The sequence below is a fragment of the Streptomyces sp. ADMS genome, from assembly GCF_033441795.1.
Lineage (GTDB): Bacteria > Actinomycetota > Actinomycetes > Streptomycetales > Streptomycetaceae > Streptomyces.
The window spans coordinates 1-19,553 of sequence record NZ_JAVFVX010000038.1; the positions used below are offsets into that span (position 1 = coordinate 1).

Genomic DNA, 19,553 nt, shown 5'->3' on the forward strand with positions numbered 1-19,553 from the left:
CGGTATCTACCTCAAGGGCGACGAGACCGGAGGCGTCAGCACCCGCTGCTCCTGAGCCACAACCCACAACCCACAGACCGCCAACCGCCAACCGCCAACCGCCGCAAGGCCAAGGCCATGCAGAACCCCCAGGTCACAGACCTGGGGGTTCTCTGTTGTAAGAAGAAGGGGTCAACCGGGCAGGCGGGGTCAGCCTGCGGTGCAGGTGTACGGGATCGCGGCGATCTCTGGCGTGAGGGTGCCATCGTGCCCGTCCCGTCGGCGGCGGCGAGCGACCGGCCCTTCGCGCCGTGGTCCCGGAACCGGCGGGCCGGCACCTGAGCCCCGGCGTCGACGGGGATGAGCCGTGGCGGCCACCGTCACCTTGGCGGTGACGGTGGTGGTGGTGAACGAGCTGCTGTGACCGAGCGCGGGGTCGAGCGCGTCACCCGCCGTCCGAGGAATCGGCACAGTGACGCCGTCCATGAACGGCCCCTCGATCTTGTCGCCCACAGCGGACACAAGGCCTCTTTCCCTGGTCGAACAGTTGTCGATCCCCCGGAAAGCAAGAGCACCGCGGAACAGCGCCATTCAGCCCATTAATCACTTGTACAGATACCTCAGAGGATTCTCCCATTTAAGCCACCACGCCCGAATACATCGCATTTGGATCACTTTCCTGCGTAATATTCCAGCCGCCGAATCAAGCGATTCCGCGCGGCCGGGAATCGCCAAGATCATCCCTCTCAAAGGAGTTGGCCCCTCGATGACGCCGAACATCCATGACGCGCCTGTGCGGCGCACACTGTCGGTGTGGATCGCAGCGGTGACGGCCGTGGTGGTCGCCGCTGCCGTCCTCGCTCTGACACCCACACGTGCGCACGCCATTGCCACCCCGGTGCCTCTGGGCACGGCGGCCAGTTACGGAGTGCTCGCCGGCGCGACCGTCACCAACACCGGTCCCACGGTGGTCGAAGGTCTCAACGTCGGCGTGAGCCCCGGGACGGCCATCACCGGGTTCTTCGCGTCCGACGGAGGTCCCGGCATCGTGACCCCGCCCGGGACTCTGCACTCCGCCGACGCCGCCGCGGGTCAGGCCAAGGTCGACCTGACCACGGCGTACAACCAGGCCGCCGGACAGACTCTGACGAACGCGGTGTACAACGACGACCCCCACGAGTTCGGTGGTCAGACGCTGACGGCGGGCCTCTACCGGGCGAACAGCCGCGCACAGATCACCGGCACACTCACGCTGGACGCCCAGGGCGACCCCAGTGCCGTCTGGGTGTTCCAGATCGGTTCGACTCTGACGACGGCAGCCGAGAACAGCACGGTGAGCCTCGTCAACGGTGCCTCTCCGTGCAACGTGTACTGGCAGGTCGGCAGCTCGGCCACGCTCGGTACGAACACCTCGTTCGTGGGCACCATCCTGGCCGACACCTCGATCACCGCCACCACGGGCGCGACCATCAACGGCCGACTGCTGGCCGACGCCGGCGCACGTGGTGACGGCGCCGTGACGCTGGACAGCAACAGGATCTTCCTGGGGCCGTGCGGGACCGGCGGGACCACGGGCGGGCTGGTCAGCGGCGGTGTGATCGCCGGAGCCACGACCGGTGGCACGACCACGGGCACGACCACGGGCACCACGGGCAGCACCACCGTCGGCGCCATCGCCGGTGTGCCGACGGGCGGCGGAACCGGTGGCGGAACCGGTGGCGCCCTGGGCGGTCTCCTCGGCGGCGTCCTGACGACGGGCGGCACCACGGGCGGAGTGCTCGGCGGCCTTGTCGCCGGCACCACGACCAGCGGGACCACGGGCGCCACCACAGGCGGCGTCAACGGCGGCGTCAACGGCGGCGCGATCGGCGGTCCCGGCCACGGCCACGGCGGGCAGCCGGGCAAGCCCGGCGGGCACGACCACCACGGCAAGCCCGACGAGCACGGCGGCCACGACCACGGCGAAAAGCCCGAAGAGCACGGCGGTTACGACGGGCACGACAGCGAGCCCGGCAAGGACGACGGCTACGCCGACATTCGTCACTGAGTCGTACACGCGTCCCTGAGGGGACGGGCGGCGCGCGGCGGATCGTTCTAGATTCCACCGCGCGCCGCCGCCGAGAACTCAGGAGCAGCAGTGAGAGAAGCCGGGATCGAAGGGCCGGGTGGGGCCGTGCTGGATGGCACCGCATCGACGGATGCTGACGCACCCGCCGACGTACGTGCGGACCTGTCCGCCGACGCATGCACGCAGGAATCCGCGCAACAACCGCAACAACCGCAAAATCCTCGACAACCGGCGGAACGCGTCGCGGGAAGATCCACGGAACAGTCGGGGCCTCCGCCGGTACTCCTGCAAGCGGCGACGAGTGCTGCCGTGTTCCTCTGCCTGACGACGGCCCTGGTCCATGTGCTCCTGGTGTTCCTGCACGTCGCGCCCCCGAATCCGCTCTCCCAGCAGTACAGCCGGCAAGTCAACGCCTGGGTCTTCCCACTGTTCGAGCAGAACTGGCGGCTCTTCGCCCCGGACCCGGAGTCCGTCAACCGGCAGATCTCAGCGAGGACCATGCGCACTGCGCCGGACGGCACCGCGCAGGTGAGCGGCTGGTTCGATCTGACCGCCGTGGACAACTCCGCGGTGAAGCACAACCCCTTCCCGAGTCATACGGCGCAGAACATGCTGCGACGGGCCTGGAGTTCCTACGCCGAAAGCCACGTCGGCGACGACCGGCCCCGCTCGCAGCGGGCGCTGATGACTCAGCAGTACCTGACCAACATCGCGTCGGATCGCGTCGCCGCCCACCGCGGCGGGAGCTTCGAGGCCATCCAGCTACGGGTGGTCACCGTGCCCATCGCCGCGCCCGCCCCGGCCGGCAGCACGGGCGTGGCCGCAGTCGCGCCGAGAGCGACCGATACGCGATATCTGCCCTGGTGGAAGGTGGAGGCGGACTTCCATGGAAACTGAGCCGGCACCCGCACCGGAGCCCCGTACCGCCCTGAGGCAGGGGGCGGGCGCCCCGCAGCGCGTACCCGACCGTGTTCGTGCGACTCTCGTTGCCCTGACCGAGCGGCCGGTCTCCCTGTACGCCGCGGCGGTCCTGCGCATCGGATACGGGCTTGTCTACCTCGCCTTCCTGCTGCGCGAGTTCCCGCATCGCCACGAGATCTGGGGCCCGGGATCACCGTGGACGCCGGAGCTGGCCAGGCAGCTGTTCGACCAGACGGGATGGGTCAGCGTCCTCACCCTGTCCGACAGCCGGGCGTACTTCGAGTCCTGTTACGCGCTGGCCGTCGGCGTGTCGGCGCTGTTCGCCCTCGGCTGGCGGACCAGAGCGGTGTCCGTGCTGTTCGCCGTCGTGGTCGCGTCGTTCCACGGCAGGGCGATCTTCATGACCGACGGAGGAGACAACCTGATCCTCCTCATGGCCGTCTACCTCGTCCTCACCGCATGCGGCCGTCGCTGGTCCCTGGACGCACGCAGAACCCGGCTTCGGACATGCGCGGGTGCCGGGAAGCGCACGCCGGCGAACCGGATCACGGACGGGCTCCGGCATCACCTCGGTACCTCCCGGCGGACCCTGACCGCCGTGCTGCACAACTGCGGCATGTTCGTCATCGCGGCCCAGGTCTGCTTCCTCTACGGGTCCGCGGGTCTGTACAAGGTGCAGGGCAGCTCCTGGGGCAACGGGACCGCCCTCCACTACGTCCTGAACCTCGACCTCTTCCGGCCCTGGCCCGGACTCTCCCTCATGGCGGACGAGCACGACGTGCTGATCGCCATCGCCTGCTACCTGACGGTGCTGCTGCAGGTCGCCTTTCCGTTCGTCCTGTTCGGACGGCTCAAGTACCCGGTCCTGACCGCGCTGTTGGGCATGCACCTGGGTATCGCGGTACTCATGGGGCTGCCGCTCTTCTCCGGCGCGATGATCATCGCCGACGCAGTCTTCCTGCCGGACCGCTTCTACCTGGCCCTGGCCCGGATGTGGCGGCGCACGGCCCGGCGGGCGGGTTCCGGAGAGCCGGCGGACGCGGCCCGGCCACCCCGCGCCCCGGTGCCCGCCCAGAGCGAACCGCCCGGAGTCATCGCCCGGGAGTGGTCCGTCCCGTCCCTGAGGGGCGGGAGGCGTCGGTGAGGTCGGCTCCGGTGGCGGCGTCACGATGGGAGTTGCCGATGCCGTGCCAGTCCAGGCACATGACGGTCGCGTCGTCCTGCAGATGGCCGTGGTTGGCGTCGACGATCGCCGCGATGAGCGCGCGGGCGGCCTCGCGGGGATGCAGCGCACGGGTGCGCACGATCAGGTCGGACAGGTCCTCGCTCTTGGCGTTGCGCTCCAGCATGCCGTCGGTCAGCATCACCAGCCGGTCGCCCGGCCGCAGGTCCAGCGACTGAACGTGGTAGGTGTGAGGGGCATGGAAGCCGAACGGCATGTCGATCTTCGGAGTGACCTCCCGCACCTCGCCGTTCCGCATCCGCAGCGGCCAGGGGTGCCCGGCGTTGACGAACTCGGTCCTGCCGTCGATCAGACTGATGCGCAGGAGCTGGCCGGTGACGTAGCCCTGGCGGCCGTGCTCGCGCATGGCCTCGTCGGCCTGGCGGGCCTGTTCGCCGAGGTCGGCACCGGCCCGCCGCGCCCGGCGCAGGGCACCCACCAGAAGGGTGGCCAGCAGCGCGGCGTCGACGTCATGGCCCATGGCATCGGTGACGGAGAGCTGGACCGTGTCCCGGTCGATCACGTAGTCGAAGGTGTCGCCCCCGACGTGTTCGGCCGGCTCCAGCGCCCCGGCCACCGCGAACTGGGCCGCCTCGCACGCCAGTGACGCCGGGAGCAGCCGGTGCTGGATCTCCGCGGCCAGACTGAGCGGCATGGTCCGGCGGCCCCACTGGTACACGTCGGTGAAGGACCGGTTCGCGATGACGATGTACGCCAGAGCGTGCGCGGTCTCGCCGATCTCCCGCATCACCTCATCGTCCGGCGCCACGGGCAGGAACAGTTCGAGGAGCCCGATGGCGTCCCCGCGGTTGGTCACCGGGGCGACGATCCGTACCGGCGCGCCGTCGCCCTTGTCCTCCAGGCTCGGCCGCTGGGTGCGGATCACGTCGTCGTACAGGGTGCCCCGCAGCATGATCCGCCGGGCGGGTTCATCGGTCTCGACGTCTCCAGCCGCCCCCAGTCGTACGACTGAGCTGCCGGTGAAGTCGATGATGAGGAACGACACCGACCTGGCCCCGAGTTGCTCCTTGAGCATGCGCGCGACCACGTCGAGCGACTCCACAGGCGCCGCGGCCTCCGCCGCCTCCAACGCCCCCGCCAGGGTCATCGCCGTGTCCCGGCGACTGCCGTCCCCGGGAAAACGGGAGGCCCGTCCGTCGTCCGGTCCGCTTGCGGTCACATCGGCTCCTCGTTGCTCGATGACGCTCAGGACTCCGTCCCGGGATCGCGAAAGACCCGCCCGGCTCCGGACCGGTCACATTGCACCACGAGCCCCGGGGCCCGCCTCGCCACCAGTCTCTCCCGGACCGTGTGCGGCCGGGGCTTGCTCATGCGCTCGGGCATGCGCGGAACGGGATCAGGTGGCTGCCAGGACGATGGCCGTGTAGTGCGCCGTGAAGGCGGCGATGGTCAGGGCGTGGAAGACCTCGTGGAAGCCGAACCAGGCCGGTGAGGGGTCAGGGCGCTTGAGTCCGTAGACGACGGCGCCCGCCGTGTAGAGCAGACCGCCGGTGATCACGAGTACGACGACCGCGGTGCCGCCGGCGCGCGCGAAGTCGGGCAGGTAGAAGACGGCCACCCAGCCCAGGACGATGTAGCAAGGGGTGTAGAGCCACCGGGGAGCCCCGATCCACAGGATGCGGAAGGCGATGCCGGTCAGGGCACCCGCCCACACCGCGGCCAGCAGCACCCGCTGCTGGTGCGCGTCCAGCAGCAGTACCGCCAGCGGGGTGTACGTGCCGGCGATGATCAAAAAGATGTTCGCGTGGTCGAGCCGCCGCAGGACCGCCTCGCCGCGCGGGCCCCATGTTCCGCGGTGGTAGACCGCGCTGGTACCGAACAGCAGGCAGGCCGACACGGCGTACACCGAGCAGGCCGCCACTGCCGCCGCCGAGCGCGAGACGGCTATCAGGACGATGCCGCCGGCCAGCGAGAGGGGGAACACCCCGGCGTGGAGCCAGCCGCGCATCCTCGGCTTCAGCGCAGCCGCCGCGCGCTCCACCCCGCCTTCCAGGCCGGCGACCGCCTGCCCGCCGGTCAGCCGGCCGGTTGCGCCGACGGGCGCGTCGACCGCCGGGGTGCGCCGGGCGTCGGGAGTGGCGCTGGGGCGGGGCTGGGGCTCCCCTCCGTGTGCCGGCGGCTCGATGTCTTCGGCGATCATGCGCTCATATTCTGGATATCGGCGGAAGAGTGCGGCGCGGCGTCGCGCCGCTGTGGGAGTGCGGGTCAGATGCCGGACGGGTGCAGGGAGGCGGTGCGGCGGTACTCGGCGTTGATGCGCTGGGCGTCTTCAAGCTGGTCTTCAAGGATGATGATGCGGCAGGCGGCCTCGATGGGGGTCCCGTGGTCGACGAGTTCCCGGGCGCGGGCGGCGATGCGCAGCTGGTAGCGGGAGTAGCGGCGATGTCCGCCCTCGGAGCGGAGCGGGGTGATGAGGCGGGCTTCGCCGATGGCGCGGAGGAAGCCCTGCGTGGTGCCGAGCATCTCGGCGGCCCGCCCCATGGTGTAGGCGGGGTAGTCGTCGTCGTCGAGTCGGCCGTAGGAGTCGTCTGCTGTCATCTGCACCTCTCTCTGGCAATACATGGAGGGGCCTTGGTGCCGTACGGCACCAAGGCCCCGAAGGAACTACTACACCATCTGCCGGCCCTGGTACTGCGCCGGCCTTCGATTTCCGCAGACCCGACCGAAATGCTGTCGGGGGTGCTGGGATCGCGGTTGCTCGACCGGAGACCACCTCACTATCGATGTCCTGCGGTACCCGGGCGAAAAGCCCCCCGGGCGATCCTGATGGCGCCTGGCTCCTCCGTTCTTTCCCTCGGTGATCAACTGCTTTCAAACGGGGGGACTGCGTACTGCTGATACTGCTGGTTGTGCGTACTACCGATACTGCCGGTAATGCGTACTGCTCTTCGGCAGCCAGCCCCGTCGCCTGTCCTGCGTCTGCTCTGGCTTGGAACCCCACTGCCGAACTTCCCGGTGCGCGCGCCCGCAGCCGACGCCTTCACCGAGGTGCTGCTCACTGACTTCACTGCTGGGTACTTCTCACGGCGGCCCCTGATCACTGCGGGCCACCCGGTCCGGTCGTCAGTCCCGTCGCCGTCCTGCAACAGCCCTGGCTTCGGAACTCCACCACCGCACCGTTCTGCGCACTGCAACTGCATCTACTGCCGGCCGGCAGTTCTTGTCTGCCAGGCCCTGCTGTCTCTCTGGGCTACGAGAGAAACCATAACCATGACGCCGCCCAATGTCTACTTCAGCCAACATAGATTTTCGCGCGTTCGACGGTGAGGCAATCGACCTCGGACAGCGAGGTACACAGCGCGCAAGCTGGTCAACGCCGGGTTAACCGCCGCAGGACGGGGCACAAGCACCGGGAAGTGACGATCCAGAGACCAGGGTGACCTGATGGACACGATGAGCGTCAACCTCACTGCTCTCCGCCCCGCGACGTCCGTCGTCGGCGCACGCGAGAGCGCCCGGCACTTCCTCGAAGGTCTCGTACCGTCGATCGCGTCCGAGGCTGCCGACACGGTGGTCCTGGTCGTCTCGGAGCTGGTCACCAACGCCGTACGCCACGCGGGCGGGACCGGCACTCTGAACCTGACCGCGTACCCGGACAGCATCGAGGTCGCCGTGCACGACCGCAGCTCACGGGCGCCGCGCATGCGCACCCCCGACCTGACCGGCGACACGGGAGGATTCGGCTGGTTCATGGTCAACCGCCTCGCCCGCGCCACCGCCGTGACCCGCCAGGCAGCCGGCGGCAAGACCGTGAGCGCCCTGCTCGCCCGGTAGCGCCGGAGCCCCGGCGGTGCCGGCACCGCCGGGAGCGGACGGCCGACGCTCAGGACCGACTCGCCGCGTCGATGTGCGTCTTGGTGGTGTCGGTGATGAAGGCGCGGCTGCTGTCCGGGGTGAGGGCCCGGGCCCGGAGGTGGTCGTGCATCACGGTGTAGTGCTGTACGTCGGACGGCTTCTCCAGGCAGAGACCGCTGGTGAACCGTTCCAGGTACACCACCCCGGCCTCGGGACCGTCGGCGAACCGCAGGATGGAGAACTGTCCGGACAGGCCCGGGTGAGCGCCCGCCGTGTAGGGAAGCACCTGCACCGTGATGTGGGGCTCCGCACCGACTGCGTTCAGGTGCTCCAGTTGTTCACGCATGACGTCCGGGCTGCCGACGACACGGTGCAGTGCCGATTCGTCGAGGACGGCCCACAGGCGCAGCGGGCAGGCCGGGTCGTAGATCCGGTGCTGGCGGCGCAGCCGCACCTTGAGGTGCGTGGCGGCCTGTTCGGCAGTCAGCCGAGGGATCGTTTCGGCGATGACAGCCTGGGCGTATGCGGGGGTCTGCAGGAGGTCGGGCACCACCATGGCCGCGTGAGTGTGCAGGCAGGCGGCGTCTGTCTCCAGGCCGATGAAGACACTGTCGGGGAGGTCGCCGTAGGGGTGCCACCAGCCCCGCTGACCGGATTCCCTGGCCATCTCCATCAGGGAGTCGACGACCTGCTGATCCGTCACTTCGTAGATCACGCACAGGTCGCGCACATCGCGGGGGCTGATGGCACGGTTGCCGTTCTCCAGATGACTGATCTTGGGCTGAGAGACCATGAGCCGCTCGGCCACTTCTGTGCTCTTCAGCCCACTGGCCACGCGGAGGCGGCGTAGCTCGGCCCCGAGACGGCGTCTCCTGACGGTGGGATTGGTCTTCGCCGCCACGTGCGGTGTACCTCCGTATGCAAATAGCTGGGTCGGCAAGCAGGTTGCCACGGCACGGAGGCTGTTGATCACGCGCAATGCCGACGTGGTCGCGGCAGCCGAGACGGATTCTTACGTTGGCAAATGCCTTGGTCCCAGGGGCGAGCGCAAGATCGCGTCCCGCCCGTACAGGGCGCGGGAGACCCGGCCTGTCAGGATGCGGTGCCACCGCCGCTTCCCGGACCTGCGGGCCCCTCCGTCGGCTCCGTGGGTTCCGGACGGGGGGTCGGCCCCGCTCTCCTGTGGGTACGGCGCCAGAGGTGGAACCGCCCGCGTCCGGCGCCGCGTTGGCCGCGGCGGCGGGTGCCGGACGTCCCCGGAGGCGGTCCCGCAACAGGCATCCCGGAGTGGCCGTAGTGGAAGGTGGCGATGCGGTCACTGTGCTGTGAGTTGAGCCGGTGGATGAGGAACACCCCGACGACGACCAACGCGATGCTCACGATCACGGTCACAAAGGTCTCCACGGTTCTCACCTTCCCATCTGCTGAGGTGGCTGAAGCGGCATCGCGGCGGTCGCGACGGGGATCCGCGGACGTACGGCCGGATCGCGGGCCCCATGTCCCCCTTCGGGCAGCGTCCGCAGCCGCGCCGCCTGTTCCATCAGCCGGCTCGCGGTCGACGCGCCCAGTGGGTCGCTCGCGGCGGCCATCAGCCAGGCGGCCGAGGCGGCAGGTGTCTGGGGCGGAACCACCAGGAGGTTCCACCGGCCCGTGCGGTACGAGAGCAACAGCAGTTCGTGCGGGTCCTGTTCGGCCAGGAACCAGCCCACCTTCACCACATGCCCGGCCACGGGCACCCTGCGTGGAACGACCGGCCAGTGGACGGGATTCACCGTGACCCGGGTGACCCGCCCCCACAGCGGATCCAGTACGGCGGTCAGGGAGGGGAGTTCCGCCGCGAGATCGAGGGACCGGGGCCACCATGCGCCGTCGAGCAGAGCCGGTGCGGGGCCGACGGGAGCCAGCGACAGGCGGGGAGAGAGGGAGGCGGACCGGTCCTCGGCTTCGGCTGTCGGCGGGTGGGAAACGGTCGCGGTCGTCATGACGCGAACCCTGCCCCGGGACGGCCATGACCGGCCCGGCATATTCGATCGCCGAAAATGACACGAGCTTGGAAGCCGGTGCGCGGAATATCCTCGGCAATTCGAGAGTACTCCCCGAACAGACCCGACGGTTGAACGGCCGACGGACAGACAGCCCCGTGCGTCCCTGCCCGGAACCGCCCCACCTGGAACACCGGTCGAGGCATGTCCGACGCACCCCGCGCGGAATGCCTCGCCCACCGGGGCCGTGCAGCCCTGTTCCCCCGCCTCCTCGGTCGTGTCGGGAGGCGTTTCGGTCATACGATGATAAATGGGTCGGCACATTCATGTGCTCGGGCCCGGAGGACAGCCCCGGGCATGTCCACGCCCGGGGGCGTCGCACCACCCGCCGGAGCGCGGACAGGGAGCAGGCATGATCCGTTCAGCCGACATCCGCGAGTGGCGCGACCACGACGTGATCGACGCGAAACAGCACAGAATCGGCATGCTCGAAGCGGTCTACGTGGACACGGCCACCGACGAACCGGCGATGGCCACCGTCCGGACCGGGCTGCCCACCCGCCAACGGCTGGTCTTCGTCCCCCTCGACGACGCGGTCCTCGGACCGGACTACGTCAAGGTCCCCTACTCCAAGGGGCTGGTCCGCAAAGCCCCGTCGATCGGGACGGACGACGTGCTGCCGGCCGAGCGGGAGGCGGAGATCTTCCGGCACTACGGCATGGCGTACCAGCCGGGAGAAGGGGGCGAACGTCAGCTCGCACGGCGCTGAACAGACGACCACGGCACAGCGGAGGTGGTACGGGTGATGGCGCTCTTCCTTCTGCTGATCCTGGTGGCGGTCGTCCTGGGACTCATCGGGGTGGTGGCCGACGGCCTGGGGTATCTCCTGGCCCTCGGCATCGTGGTCTTCGCCGCCGACGTGATCTTCTTCGCGGTGCGGTTGTCCCGGCGCGCCAGGCGGCGGCCCCTCCGCTGACCGCGAAGCCGTACGTGGGCTACCCGGTTGACGCGCGCAGGCCACGCCGGCGGGCGAGCCACAGGACGACCGCCGCGTAGAGGGCGACCATCGGCACGTCGACGGCCACCATCATCCAGTTCATGTCGGCGGCCGTCTCCTCGGAGTCGAGGCCGCCGGCGATCGCCGACATGAGCCCCATGGCGAGGAGGTTGTTGAGGACGTGCAGCGCGATCGCCGCTTCGAGTCCGCCCGTACGTACGGTCAGCAGACCCATGACGAGGCCGAACACCACCAGGTCGGCGAACCCCCAGGGGGTCCCCCAGCCGTGCGCGGTGGCGAAGAGCACCGCCTGCGGTGTCACCGCGAACCACGGTGAGCGGCACCAGGCTCCGACCGCCTGCAACAGCCAGCCGCGGAACACGTACTCCTCCGCCGCGGCCTGGAACGGCACCAGCAGGCAGACCGTCGCGAGGCCCAGCAGGAACGGCGACAGTCCGGCCCACGTCAGCTCCGCCAAGCTGTCGTCCTGTTCGGGCAGGAGCATGGAGATGCCCAGGGACACCGCCGACACGGGCAGGGCCACCGCGAGGCACAGCCCCAGCCAGCGCCACCGCAGCCCGCCCGCAACCGACGAGACCGTGCCCGCCGGGCGGCGCTGCACCCATCGCGCGGCCAGCAGGACCACCGGCAGACAGAGCGCGAGGGAGAGGAGCGCCATGGCGGTCTCCCCTGTGCCGCCCCATATGAGGTTGCCGTCGGCGTCATGGGGACGGTCCAGGACCGCACCGGCGATCTCGCTGCCGATGAGCAGCACCAGCACGACGAGGATCGCGCCGACGAGCACCACCAAGGTCCCCGCCAGCGGCCGCCACCACCGGTGGTTCCCGGTCGTGAGGGCCAGGCGGTGGTACGGGAGCGGCTGGGCCGGCACGGTGACGGGCGGGTTCCAGGGTGGGCCGGGAGGCTGAGGCGGTTCGGCGGTGGTGTGCGTCGTCATGGGGTCAGCATCCCTGCGGTGGACGGCCGTTGCGCCGACGGGGGTCGCCCAGGGCGGTCAGGCCCGTTCACTCGGCGGCTTGCTCGGCGGCTTGTTCGGCGGCTTGTTCGGCGGCTTGTTCGGCGAGGGTGTGTGCCACGAGCGCGTTGGCATGGCCGTGACCGAGACCGTGTTCGCTCTTGAGCCACGAGACGAGTTCCATGTGCCTGGTCAGCGGCGAGGTCCGGATCAGGTCCTTCCACTCCGCTGCCGGACGGCCGTACTTCTTCTCGATCGACGGGAAATAACTGGCGGGGCCCTTCACAGGTGCGGTCATGTCGGTCGCGTCCCTCTCCTTCGGTTCCCTCAGTCAGTGTGCTGACGGTCATGACCGGCGGGGGCGCGAGATGTCATCGGCCCCGAGAAGTGATCCGGGTCACGGGCGGGTGCCCGGGACCGCTCCGTACCCCAACTGCTCCAGCAGGCCGCCGTCATGGCCGTAGACCTGCACCCGGTAGATGTCCTCGTTCCGGCTCATCCGGAAGGCCGGTCGCAGGTGAGATCCGATGAGGTCTGCTGAGGTCTGCCGACGACAGCCGGCCTGTGGCGAGGCGGGAGTTGACATCGTTCACACCAGTTCGAGCTGCCGCTCCGGTTGCCGTACCGGTGCGGGCTTCGGTTCACACCTTCTGGTGGTCCGTACGTAGCCGGCGATCACCGAGAGCATCGCCAGGATGACGAGGGGCCCGAACACCCAGGGATGTCCGGCCATCTCCGTCGACAGATGGCGATACGTCAGCAGGAGCGCGGCGAAGACCGTCAGGCCGTACGCGACCAGTCGGATTCCCGAGCGGTCCCAGCCACGGTCGGCCGAGCGCAGAGCTGCCTCGACCGTGAGCGCGAACACCACGCCGGCCACGAGATCCACGCCGTAGTGGTAGCCGAAGCCCAGTGTCGCTGCGAGCGTGGCGATCAGCCAGAACGTGCCCGCGAACCGCAGAAACCGCGGGCCCCGGCGGGAGTGGACGAAGATCGCGGTGGCCCACGCCGTGTGCAGGCTGGGCATGCAGTTGCGGGGCGTGATCTCGTCGTAGGGCATCGGCTGCGGGGTGGTGACCGGCGGAAGCGTGTCCGGCCACAGGTTCCCCACCGCCCAGTGCCCGCCGCCGGTGCCGAAAGCGCCGGTGCCGTACGCGAAGACCGGTCCGACCACCGGGAAGATCATGTAGATGCCTGGACCAAGGAGACCGATCGCCAGAAACGTGCGCACCACATGATGACGCGGGAAACGCCCTTCGGCCGCAACGTTGCGCAGCTGGTACAGCGCGACGAGGACCGCGGCGACCGCGAGCTGGATGTAGACCCAGTCGAGAAGATGGGCACCGATCGGGCCCGTGGCCCTGACGGCCCGGCCCATCAGCCACGACGGATCGCCCAGCGCGTGATCGGCGGTTGCCAGGTACGGGTCGAGCACCGCCGGGCGGGTCTTCGAGGTGATCAGCAGCCAGGTGTCACCCGCCTTGCGGCCGGCCACCAGCAGCAGGCCCAGCCCGACGCCCTTCAGCAGCAGGACCCGTTCCTGTCCGGTGCGGCGCGTGACGGCGATGACCGCGCAGCCCAGAATCACCCACAGCGCGCCGTTGCCGAAACAGTGGCCCTCGGACGTCCTGGCGCCGACCGCCCACCGCACCAGCCAGAAAACCGCGTCGACGCCCACGGCGACACCGGTCGCGATGCAGCGTTCCCGCCAGGGGAGCACCACCATCATCAGCGCCATACTGGCGTAGAGAAGAGGCCCCGATTTGGGGGCGAACACGACCTCCTGCACCTGATTGGTCATCGGCCCCGGCAGGCCGTAGCGACGTGCGGCGATCTCCAGCGTGATGAGGAATCCCAGGGCCGCCACACCCGCCACGGCCCAGGTTCTCGCTCGCGGCCGATGCCATTTGGAGAACGTATCTCCGCCGCTTATTCGCGAAATAACCCGTGTCGACATATCCAATTCTCCATCTGATTTGCCGGATTTTTATCAGTGAGTTACGAAACACACCGAATAGGTAGCCTTTCGGGGCTCCCGGCAAAGGAAGATGGAGGAGTTGACGTCTCGGTTCCGACCGTGACATCAAAAGGTGCTTCCGCTGTCCACCCGGCGCACAGCGGCACTGTGTCAGCGACTCAGGTGGATGAATCCGCAACTTCGAGGTGTCTCGCCGAGCGGGGTCCGGACCCTGCCCCGTTACGTCTGCTGCCAGGGGGTACTCGTGGTGGGCTGCCGGTTCATGTCCGCGCAGTGGGCCGCCTGTCCCCGACGTCGGAGCAATCGTGCGAGCACTTGTCGTCAACCGCACCCTCAAGAAGTCCCCCGAGTCCTCCGACACCGAGGTGCGGCCCTCCGCCGTCGTGCAGCGGCTCGCCCGGCACGACGTGGAGGTGGACTCCGTACGAGCCGTCGAACTCCACCACGCCCCAGGCCTCGTCACCGACGCGGGCGACGGCGACCAGTGGCAGTGGCAGTGGCAGTGGCAGTGGCAGTGGGCGCACCGGACCGGTCGCACCATGGCCGACAACCTTCTCGGCGTCGCCCGGGCCCTGGACGGGCTGCCGGTGCAGGCACCGGGCTCGGACTGAGGGACTCCTATGACAGCCGAATCACTCACCGCCGCTCCCCCGCTCCGATGCTGGGTGCCCCGGGGCGTGTACGCGCCGCAGACGGACACCCGGCTGCTGCGGCAGGCGATGTGCCGCGAAGGCATCACCGACCGGACGGACGTACTTGACCTGGGCACCGGAAGCGGCCTGCTCGCGGTCGAGGCCGCCCGGCTGGGCGGCCGGGTCACGGCCGTCGACATCTCCTGGCGGGCGCTCGCCGCCACCCGACTCAACGCCCTGCTGAACGGACAGACCCTGCGCGTACGCCGCGGCGACCTCGCGGCAGCCGTCCCCGGCCGCAGCTTCGACCTGGTGATCACCAACCCGCCCTATGTGCCCGCCCCGAGCACCGCGGCGCCCCGGGGTGCCGCCAGAGCCTGGGACGCGGGAAAGGACGGCCGCCTGCTGATCGACCGCATCTGCGACACCGCGCCGACGGTCCTGCGGCCGACGGGGACGCTCCTGATCGTGCACTCGCACCTGTGCGGCATCGACGCGACGCTGACCCGCCTGGAGAAGGCCGGCCTGCGGGCGGAGGTCGTCGACCGGGCCGTGCTGCCCTACGGACGTGTGCTGCGTTCCCGGCTCGCCTGGCTGCGTGAGCAGGGCCTGACGGACGACGGCACGACGGAGGAGCTGGCGGTGATCCGTGCCGAACACGCCTGAACGACCCCGCCGCCCCCGCCGTGTCCGCGTCCAGCGCGACGGGCCCCTGCTCATCGAGGGGCCGGTCGAAGTGATGGGCGAGGACGGCGAGGTGGCCGTCTCGGACCGCTTCACCGTCGCGGTCTGCACATGCCGGCGCAGCCGCGACTTCCCCTGGTGCGACACCAGCCACCGCCGCCGCAAACCGTCCGCGAAGGACGGCAAGGACGGCAAGGACGGCAAGGACGGCACAGAAGGCACAGAAGGCACAGACGACACCGAAGGCAAGGCCTCATGACCGGCTCCCCCGCCCTCTCCCGGCAGCATTTCCGGCTCCTGCCGCCGCCGCTGCCCGAGCCGCGCGGCCCCCTCTCCGCCGCGGTGACGGCCCTGCTGCGCGGTTCGGGCCCCGGGAGCGTGCCGTCTCCCGACGACTGCTCCCCCTACGGCGACGACCTGCAACTCGCCCTCTACGTCCTCTACGAGCTCCACTACCAGGGCTTCGAGGACGTCCCGGACAGCCTTGAGTGGGACAGCGGTCTGCTGGCCGTCCGCGGTGCGATCGAGAACCGTTTCCTGGGCGCACTGCGCGCGGACGTCCCGGCCGACGACACGGAGACCGCCGAACAGGTGCTGGACGAACTCCAGCTCGAACCGGTCGGCGACGACGGAAGCAGCGTCTCGTACTTCCTCCAGAACGAGGGCGGCCTCGACCACGTGCGCGCGTACGCGGCGATGCGCTCCCTCTACCACCTGAAGGAAGCGGACCCGCACGCCTGGGTACTCCCCCGGCTCCACGGCCGGGCCAAGGCTGCCATGGTGGCCGTGGAGTTCGACGAGTTCGGCGGGGGCCGCGCCGACGAGATCCACGCGCAGCTGTTCGCCGACCTGATGGAGGACCTGCGGCTGGATACCACGTACGGCCACTACGTGGACGCCGCGCCGGCCGAGGCACTCGCCACCGTCAACCTGATGTCCCTGTTCGGTCTGCACCGCGCCCTGCGCGCGGCGCTGGTCGGACACTTCGCCGCCGTCGAGGTGACCTCGTCCCCGGCCTCGCGCCGCCTGGCCGAGGCGATGCGCCGGGTGGGCGCCGGCCCGGCGGCCGTACGGTTCTACACCGAGCACGTGACGGCGGACGCGGTGCACGAGCAGGTAGTACGGCACGACGTCGTCGGCGGCCTCCTGGAGGGCGAACCGCACCTGGACGCCGACGTGGTCTTCGGCATCCGGGCGACCACCTATCTGGAGGACCGCCTGGCGGGCGGGCTGCTCGACGCCTGGCGCGAGGGCGCCACAGGGCTGCGGGGGGATGGCTGGATCTGACGGAGCCGCCAGAGGATTCGAGCGGCCCCTCGGCCCTGCGTCCTGCCGTACGCCGGGGGGCGCGCTGTGCCGGTCGTGTTCGGGCGCGGGGGCCATCCCTGTTCGCGGTTCGCGAACTCCGGGGTGCGCGCGGCCCGGCCGAGCGGGCGGACGAACCAGGCGGGCGGGCCCCGGGCTCATGGTGCCGCTCGACGCCCACCCGTCGGACCACGGGCGCGTCAGCGTGCGGCTCACCCAGCCGACGACGAGCAGCCCACCGCGCGTCTCCTCACGGCCCTGCGCGATCTGGCCGACCACGCCCACGCCCTGCGGGACACCTCTCAGGTCGCCGCCCCGTCCCGGGCCGAGCGGACGGAGCAGGCCCGCCTGCCCCGGGACGCGTACTCCGCGCGGCACGCGAAGGCCTCCGTGGCCCAGGCGGTCGGCCGGATCGCCGCCGGGACGGTGACCGAGCCCGTACTTGAGTACCTGACTTAAGTACCTGGCCGGCCACCGGAGTCGAGGCCGGCATGTTCCTGCCGGACGCCGCCGACGGGTGCCGGACACACCGAACGGGTCGTCGCGGAGGACGACCCGTTCACCGGTGGCGCCGTGCACGGCGCCACCGGCGTCATGGGGTGAGGACCCGACTGTCAGAGAACCGGACCAGGGCCACCGGGAGTGCTGCCCGGGCCACGGGGAGTGGTGCCAGGGCCACCGGGAGTGCTGCCCGGGGTCCCAGGCATACCGCCAGGCGTACCGGGCGTAACGCCGGGGGTCCCAGGGGTACCGGCCGTGCCGGTCGTGCCGGCGTCGCCGGGCTGGATGCGTCCCCGCCAGGCGCCGGTCTCGCCGCCGCGCTCCTCGACGTAGTCCTTGAAGCGGTGCAGGTCGCCCTTGACCCGGCGGTCGATCATGCCGAGCGCGTCCGCGCCCTTCTCCACCATGCCGCTGGGCTCGACCTCCATCGTGAGCTCGACCCGGGTGTGCGTCTCGTCGAGACGCTCGAAGCGGACGGAGCCGCGCTGCTGGGTGTCGCCACTGACGGACCGCCAGGTGATCCGGTCGTCCGGAAGCTGATCGACGATCTCGGTGTCGAACTCGCGCCGAACCCCACCGATCTTGGTGGTCCAGTGGTTGCGCCGGTCGTCGAGCTGCCTGACCTCCTCGACGCCCTCCATGAACTGCGGGAACTCCTCGAACTGCGTCCACTGGTTGTACGCGGTGTGGACGGAAACCTCTACGTCCACTGCTTCCTTGACCGTGCTCATACTTTCCTCCTCATTTGAGGTATTCGCGGTATTGGCGGCCTTCCGCACGACCTCGGGTACCCAGGTGTGCGGAATGAAGACCTCCCTGTCGGGGCGTATCGCGAATCACAAGGGGCACTCGGCCGCCATGAACCCCCAGACCGCGACCCACGGCTCCTACTGGCTGGAGACGGCGCCTCCCGGCGTCCCCGCTCCCCCGCTGTCCGGTGACCTCACCGTGGACGTCGCCGTGATCGGCGGCGGCATCGCCGGCCTCAGCACCGCCTGGGAGCTGGCCCGGCAGGGCCGCGAGGTGGCGGTGCTGGAGGCCGGCCGCGTCGCCGCCGGGGTCACCGGCCACACGACGGCCAAACTGACCGCCCTGCACACCCTCGTCTACGACCACCTGCGCCGCACCCGCGGTCCCGAGGGCGCCAGCCTGTACGCGCGCTCACAGATGGAGGCCATCCGGCACGCCTCCGGGATCGTCGACGAACTCGGCATCGACTGCGAGTGGGAGGAGACGGCCGCCCTCACCTATGCCGAGGACCCGCAGCACGTCGGGGAGTTGCGGGCGGAGGCCGAAGCCGCGCGTGAGGCTGGACTGCCGGCCGAGTTCGTGACCGGGACCGACCTGCCCTTCGCGGTCGCCGGCGCGGTCCGGGTGAGCGGACAGGCACAGTTCCATCCCCGCAAGTACCTGCTGGCCCTCACCGACGACCTGCGCCGGCGCGGCGGCACGGTGTACGAGGGCACGCGCGTCGTCCGTCTCACCGAGGGCGAACCCTGCATCCTGCGCACCGATACCGGGGTCTCGGTCCGCGCCGGGGAAGTCGTCATCGCCACGCACTATCCCGTCTTCGACCGGGCTCTGCTGTTCACCCGCCTCAGCCCGCGCCGTGAACTCGTCGTCGCCGCGACCATCGACGAGGACCGCGCCCCGCGTGACATGTACATCACGCAGGAACAGAACACGCGCTCGGTGCGCAGCGCCCCGTACCGCGACGGCAAGCGCCTGCTGATCGTCACCGGGGAGCATTTCACCCCCGGTACCGCCGATGTCGAGGAGAGGTTCACCCGGCTGACCGCCTGGGCCGACGACCGCTTCACCGGTCTCACGTTCACCCATCGCTGGGCCACCCAGGACAACGACTCCACCGACTCCGTACCGCTGGTCGGACCGCTCCACCACCGCAGTCGGCACACCTATGTGGCCACCGGATTCGGCGGCTGGGGCATGAGCGGCGGCATCATGGCGGGCCGGCTCCTCAGCGACCAGATCAACGGCCTCCCGTCCCCCTGGAGCGGCCTCTACGACCCGCGCCGGCTGACACCCGTGGTCCGCGCGGGGGCGTCGTTCCTCAAGCATCAGGCCCAGGTGGCCCGGCACTTCGTCGGCGACCGGCTGCCGGCCGTGACGGCCCCCGCGCCGGACGACATCCCCCGGGGCCACGGCGCCGTGGTGCGCGTGGGCGGACGGCAGTACGCCATCCACCGGGACGAGAGCGGCTCGCTCCACGCCGTCTCGGCGCGCTGCACCCATCTCGGCTGCATCGTGGCCTTCAACGACGCGGAGCAGGCATGGGAGTGTCCGTGCCACGGCTCCCGTTTCGCCCCCGACGGACAGATCCTCCAAGGGCCCGCGGTGCGCCCGCTGGAGAAGCGCGATATCCCGGAGTAGGCGCGACGGACCCGCGCTGACCCCTTACGGCTGACAGCTGACGTCAGCTGTCAGGAGCGACCGCCACCCCCGAAACCGCCGCCCTCCGAGGCCCCGCCCGC

The 19,553-nt window shown here is 70.1% G+C and carries 22 protein-coding genes and 1 pseudogene; 12 read left to right on the forward strand and 11 right to left on the reverse strand.

Annotated features, from left to right (window positions below):
• Positions 1 to 189: 189 nt before the first annotated feature.
• Positions 190 to 501 carry a hypothetical protein gene (locus RB628_RS18240; RefSeq protein WP_318321526.1) on the reverse strand — a complete coding sequence of 104 codons (312 nt, stop codon included), beginning with the start codon at positions 499 to 501 and terminating at the stop codon, positions 190 to 192.
• Positions 502 to 745: 244 nt separating this feature from the next.
• On the opposite strand from RB628_RS18240, the gene RB628_RS18245 reads away from it, so the two are divergent.
• The 3 genes from RB628_RS18245 (at position 746) to RB628_RS18255 (ending at position 4,112) form a co-directional block, all read left to right on the forward strand.
• The gene (locus RB628_RS18245; RefSeq protein WP_318321527.1) at positions 746 to 2,026 is read left to right on the forward strand and encodes an ice-binding family protein; all 1,281 of its coding nucleotides are present in this window, start codon (positions 746 to 748) and stop codon (positions 2,024 to 2,026) included.
• A 330-nt stretch (positions 2,027 to 2,356) separates the two neighbouring features.
• Positions 2,357 to 2,944, forward strand: coding sequence for a DUF5819 family protein (locus RB628_RS18250; RefSeq protein ID WP_318321528.1), 588 nt, complete (start codon positions 2,357 to 2,359; stop codon positions 2,942 to 2,944).
• A complete protein-coding gene (locus RB628_RS18255) occupies positions 2,934 to 4,112 on the forward strand; it encodes an HTTM domain-containing protein (protein ID WP_318321529.1) in 1,179 nt (392 codons plus the stop codon). Before RB628_RS18250 ends, RB628_RS18255 begins: the two co-directional genes overlap by 11 nt.
• Here the strand turns inward: RB628_RS18255 and RB628_RS18260 are convergent.
• The 3 genes from RB628_RS18260 to RB628_RS18270 form a co-directional block, all read right to left on the reverse strand.
• Positions 4,060 to 5,298 carry a PP2C family protein-serine/threonine phosphatase gene (locus RB628_RS18260; protein ID WP_318321585.1) on the reverse strand — a complete coding sequence of 413 codons (1,239 nt, stop codon included), beginning with the start codon at positions 5,296 to 5,298 and terminating at the stop codon, positions 4,060 to 4,062. The genes RB628_RS18255 and RB628_RS18260 overlap by 53 nt on opposite strands.
• A 249-nt stretch (positions 5,299 to 5,547) precedes the next feature.
• Entirely contained in the window at positions 5,548 to 6,351 is an 804-nt protein-coding gene (gene trhA, locus RB628_RS18265; RefSeq protein WP_318321530.1) for a PAQR family membrane homeostasis protein TrhA, read from the reverse strand.
• Positions 6,352 to 6,416: 65 nt separating this feature from the next.
• Positions 6,417 to 6,749, reverse strand: coding sequence for a MerR family transcriptional regulator (locus RB628_RS18270; protein ID WP_318321531.1), 333 nt, complete (start codon positions 6,747 to 6,749; stop codon positions 6,417 to 6,419).
• Positions 6,750 to 7,595: 846 nt separating this feature from the next.
• Between RB628_RS18270 and RB628_RS18275 the strand changes: the two genes are divergently transcribed.
• A complete protein-coding gene (locus tag RB628_RS18275) occupies positions 7,596 to 7,985 on the forward strand; it encodes an ATP-binding protein (protein ID WP_318321532.1) in 390 nt (129 codons plus the stop codon).
• Between the two features lie 49 nt (positions 7,986 to 8,034).
• Here the strand turns inward: RB628_RS18275 and RB628_RS18280 are convergent, their stop codons facing one another.
• From RB628_RS18280 to RB628_RS18290, 3 genes are all read right to left on the reverse strand, one after another.
• The gene (locus RB628_RS18280) at positions 8,035 to 8,907 is read right to left on the reverse strand and encodes a helix-turn-helix transcriptional regulator (RefSeq protein ID WP_318321533.1); all 873 of its coding nucleotides are present in this window, start codon (positions 8,905 to 8,907) and stop codon (positions 8,035 to 8,037) included.
• A gap of 191 nt (positions 8,908 to 9,098) precedes the next feature.
• Positions 9,099 to 9,410 (reverse strand): hypothetical protein, encoded by a 312-nt coding sequence (locus RB628_RS18285; protein ID WP_318321534.1) that lies wholly within the window; start codon positions 9,408 to 9,410, stop codon positions 9,099 to 9,101.
• A 5-nt stretch (positions 9,411 to 9,415) separates the two neighbouring features.
• The gene (locus RB628_RS18290; RefSeq protein WP_318321535.1) at positions 9,416 to 9,988 is read right to left on the reverse strand and encodes a DUF5994 family protein; all 573 of its coding nucleotides are present in this window, start codon (positions 9,986 to 9,988) and stop codon (positions 9,416 to 9,418) included.
• A gap of 412 nt (positions 9,989 to 10,400) precedes the next feature.
• On the opposite strand from RB628_RS18290, the gene RB628_RS18295 reads away from it, so the two are divergent.
• Both RB628_RS18295 and RB628_RS18300 read left to right on the forward strand, forming a co-directional pair.
• Complete coding sequence (locus RB628_RS18295) at positions 10,401 to 10,757, forward strand: PRC-barrel domain-containing protein (RefSeq protein ID WP_318321536.1); 357 nt, start codon at positions 10,401 to 10,403, stop codon at positions 10,755 to 10,757.
• A gap of 36 nt (positions 10,758 to 10,793) precedes the next feature.
• Positions 10,794 to 10,964: a hypothetical protein gene (locus RB628_RS18300; RefSeq protein ID WP_318321537.1), complete on the forward strand. Its 171-nt coding sequence runs from the start codon at positions 10,794 to 10,796 to the stop codon at positions 10,962 to 10,964.
• A gap of 19 nt (positions 10,965 to 10,983) precedes the next feature.
• On the opposite strand, the gene RB628_RS18305 is transcribed toward RB628_RS18300, so the two are convergent.
• The 3 genes from RB628_RS18305 to RB628_RS18315 form a co-directional block, all read right to left on the reverse strand.
• Positions 10,984 to 11,943, reverse strand: a complete 960-nt coding sequence (locus RB628_RS18305; RefSeq protein ID WP_318321538.1) for a type II CAAX endopeptidase family protein — start codon at positions 11,941 to 11,943, stop codon at positions 10,984 to 10,986.
• 67 nt (positions 11,944 to 12,010) lie between these two features.
• Positions 12,011 to 12,259, reverse strand: coding sequence for a DUF4287 domain-containing protein (locus tag RB628_RS18310; protein WP_318321539.1), 249 nt, complete (start codon positions 12,257 to 12,259; stop codon positions 12,011 to 12,013).
• Between the two features lie 291 nt (positions 12,260 to 12,550).
• Positions 12,551 to 13,918, reverse strand: coding sequence for a phosphatase PAP2 family protein (locus RB628_RS18315; protein WP_318321540.1), 1,368 nt, complete (start codon positions 13,916 to 13,918; stop codon positions 12,551 to 12,553).
• A gap of 326 nt (positions 13,919 to 14,244) precedes the next feature.
• Here RB628_RS18315 and RB628_RS18320 point away from each other — a divergent pair, with 326 nt between their 5' ends.
• The 5 genes from RB628_RS18320 (at position 14,245) to RB628_RS18340 (ending at position 17,019) form a co-directional block, all read left to right on the forward strand.
• On the forward strand, positions 14,245 to 14,550 hold the full coding sequence (locus RB628_RS18320; RefSeq protein WP_318321541.1) for a hypothetical protein: 306 nt from the start codon (positions 14,245 to 14,247) through the stop codon (positions 14,548 to 14,550).
• 9 nt (positions 14,551 to 14,559) lie between these two features.
• Entirely contained in the window at positions 14,560 to 15,237 is a 678-nt protein-coding gene (locus RB628_RS18325; protein WP_318321542.1) for a HemK2/MTQ2 family protein methyltransferase, read from the forward strand.
• On the forward strand, positions 15,221 to 15,514 hold the full coding sequence (locus RB628_RS18330; protein ID WP_318321543.1) for a CDGSH iron-sulfur domain-containing protein: 294 nt from the start codon (positions 15,221 to 15,223) through the stop codon (positions 15,512 to 15,514). The genes RB628_RS18325 and RB628_RS18330 overlap by 17 nt, the downstream gene beginning before the upstream one ends.
• Positions 15,511 to 16,542, forward strand: a complete 1,032-nt coding sequence (locus RB628_RS18335; RefSeq protein WP_318321544.1) for an iron-containing redox enzyme family protein — start codon at positions 15,511 to 15,513, stop codon at positions 16,540 to 16,542. Before RB628_RS18330 ends, RB628_RS18335 begins: the two co-directional genes overlap by 4 nt.
• 66 nt (positions 16,543 to 16,608) lie before the next feature.
• Entirely contained in the window at positions 16,609 to 17,019 is a 411-nt protein-coding gene (locus RB628_RS18340; RefSeq protein WP_318321545.1) for a hypothetical protein, read from the forward strand.
• Positions 17,020 to 17,324: 305 nt separating this feature from the next.
• On the opposite strand, the pseudogene RB628_RS18345 reads toward RB628_RS18340, so the two are convergent.
• Positions 17,325 to 17,792: pseudogene (locus RB628_RS18345) on the reverse strand (SRPBCC family protein); the annotation flags it as partial.
• A gap of 127 nt (positions 17,793 to 17,919) precedes the next feature.
• Between RB628_RS18345 and RB628_RS18350 the strand changes: the two are divergent.
• The gene (locus RB628_RS18350) at positions 17,920 to 19,452 is read left to right on the forward strand and encodes an FAD-dependent oxidoreductase (protein WP_318321586.1); all 1,533 of its coding nucleotides are present in this window, start codon (positions 17,920 to 17,922) and stop codon (positions 19,450 to 19,452) included.
• Positions 19,453 to 19,553: the final 101 nt, after the last annotated feature.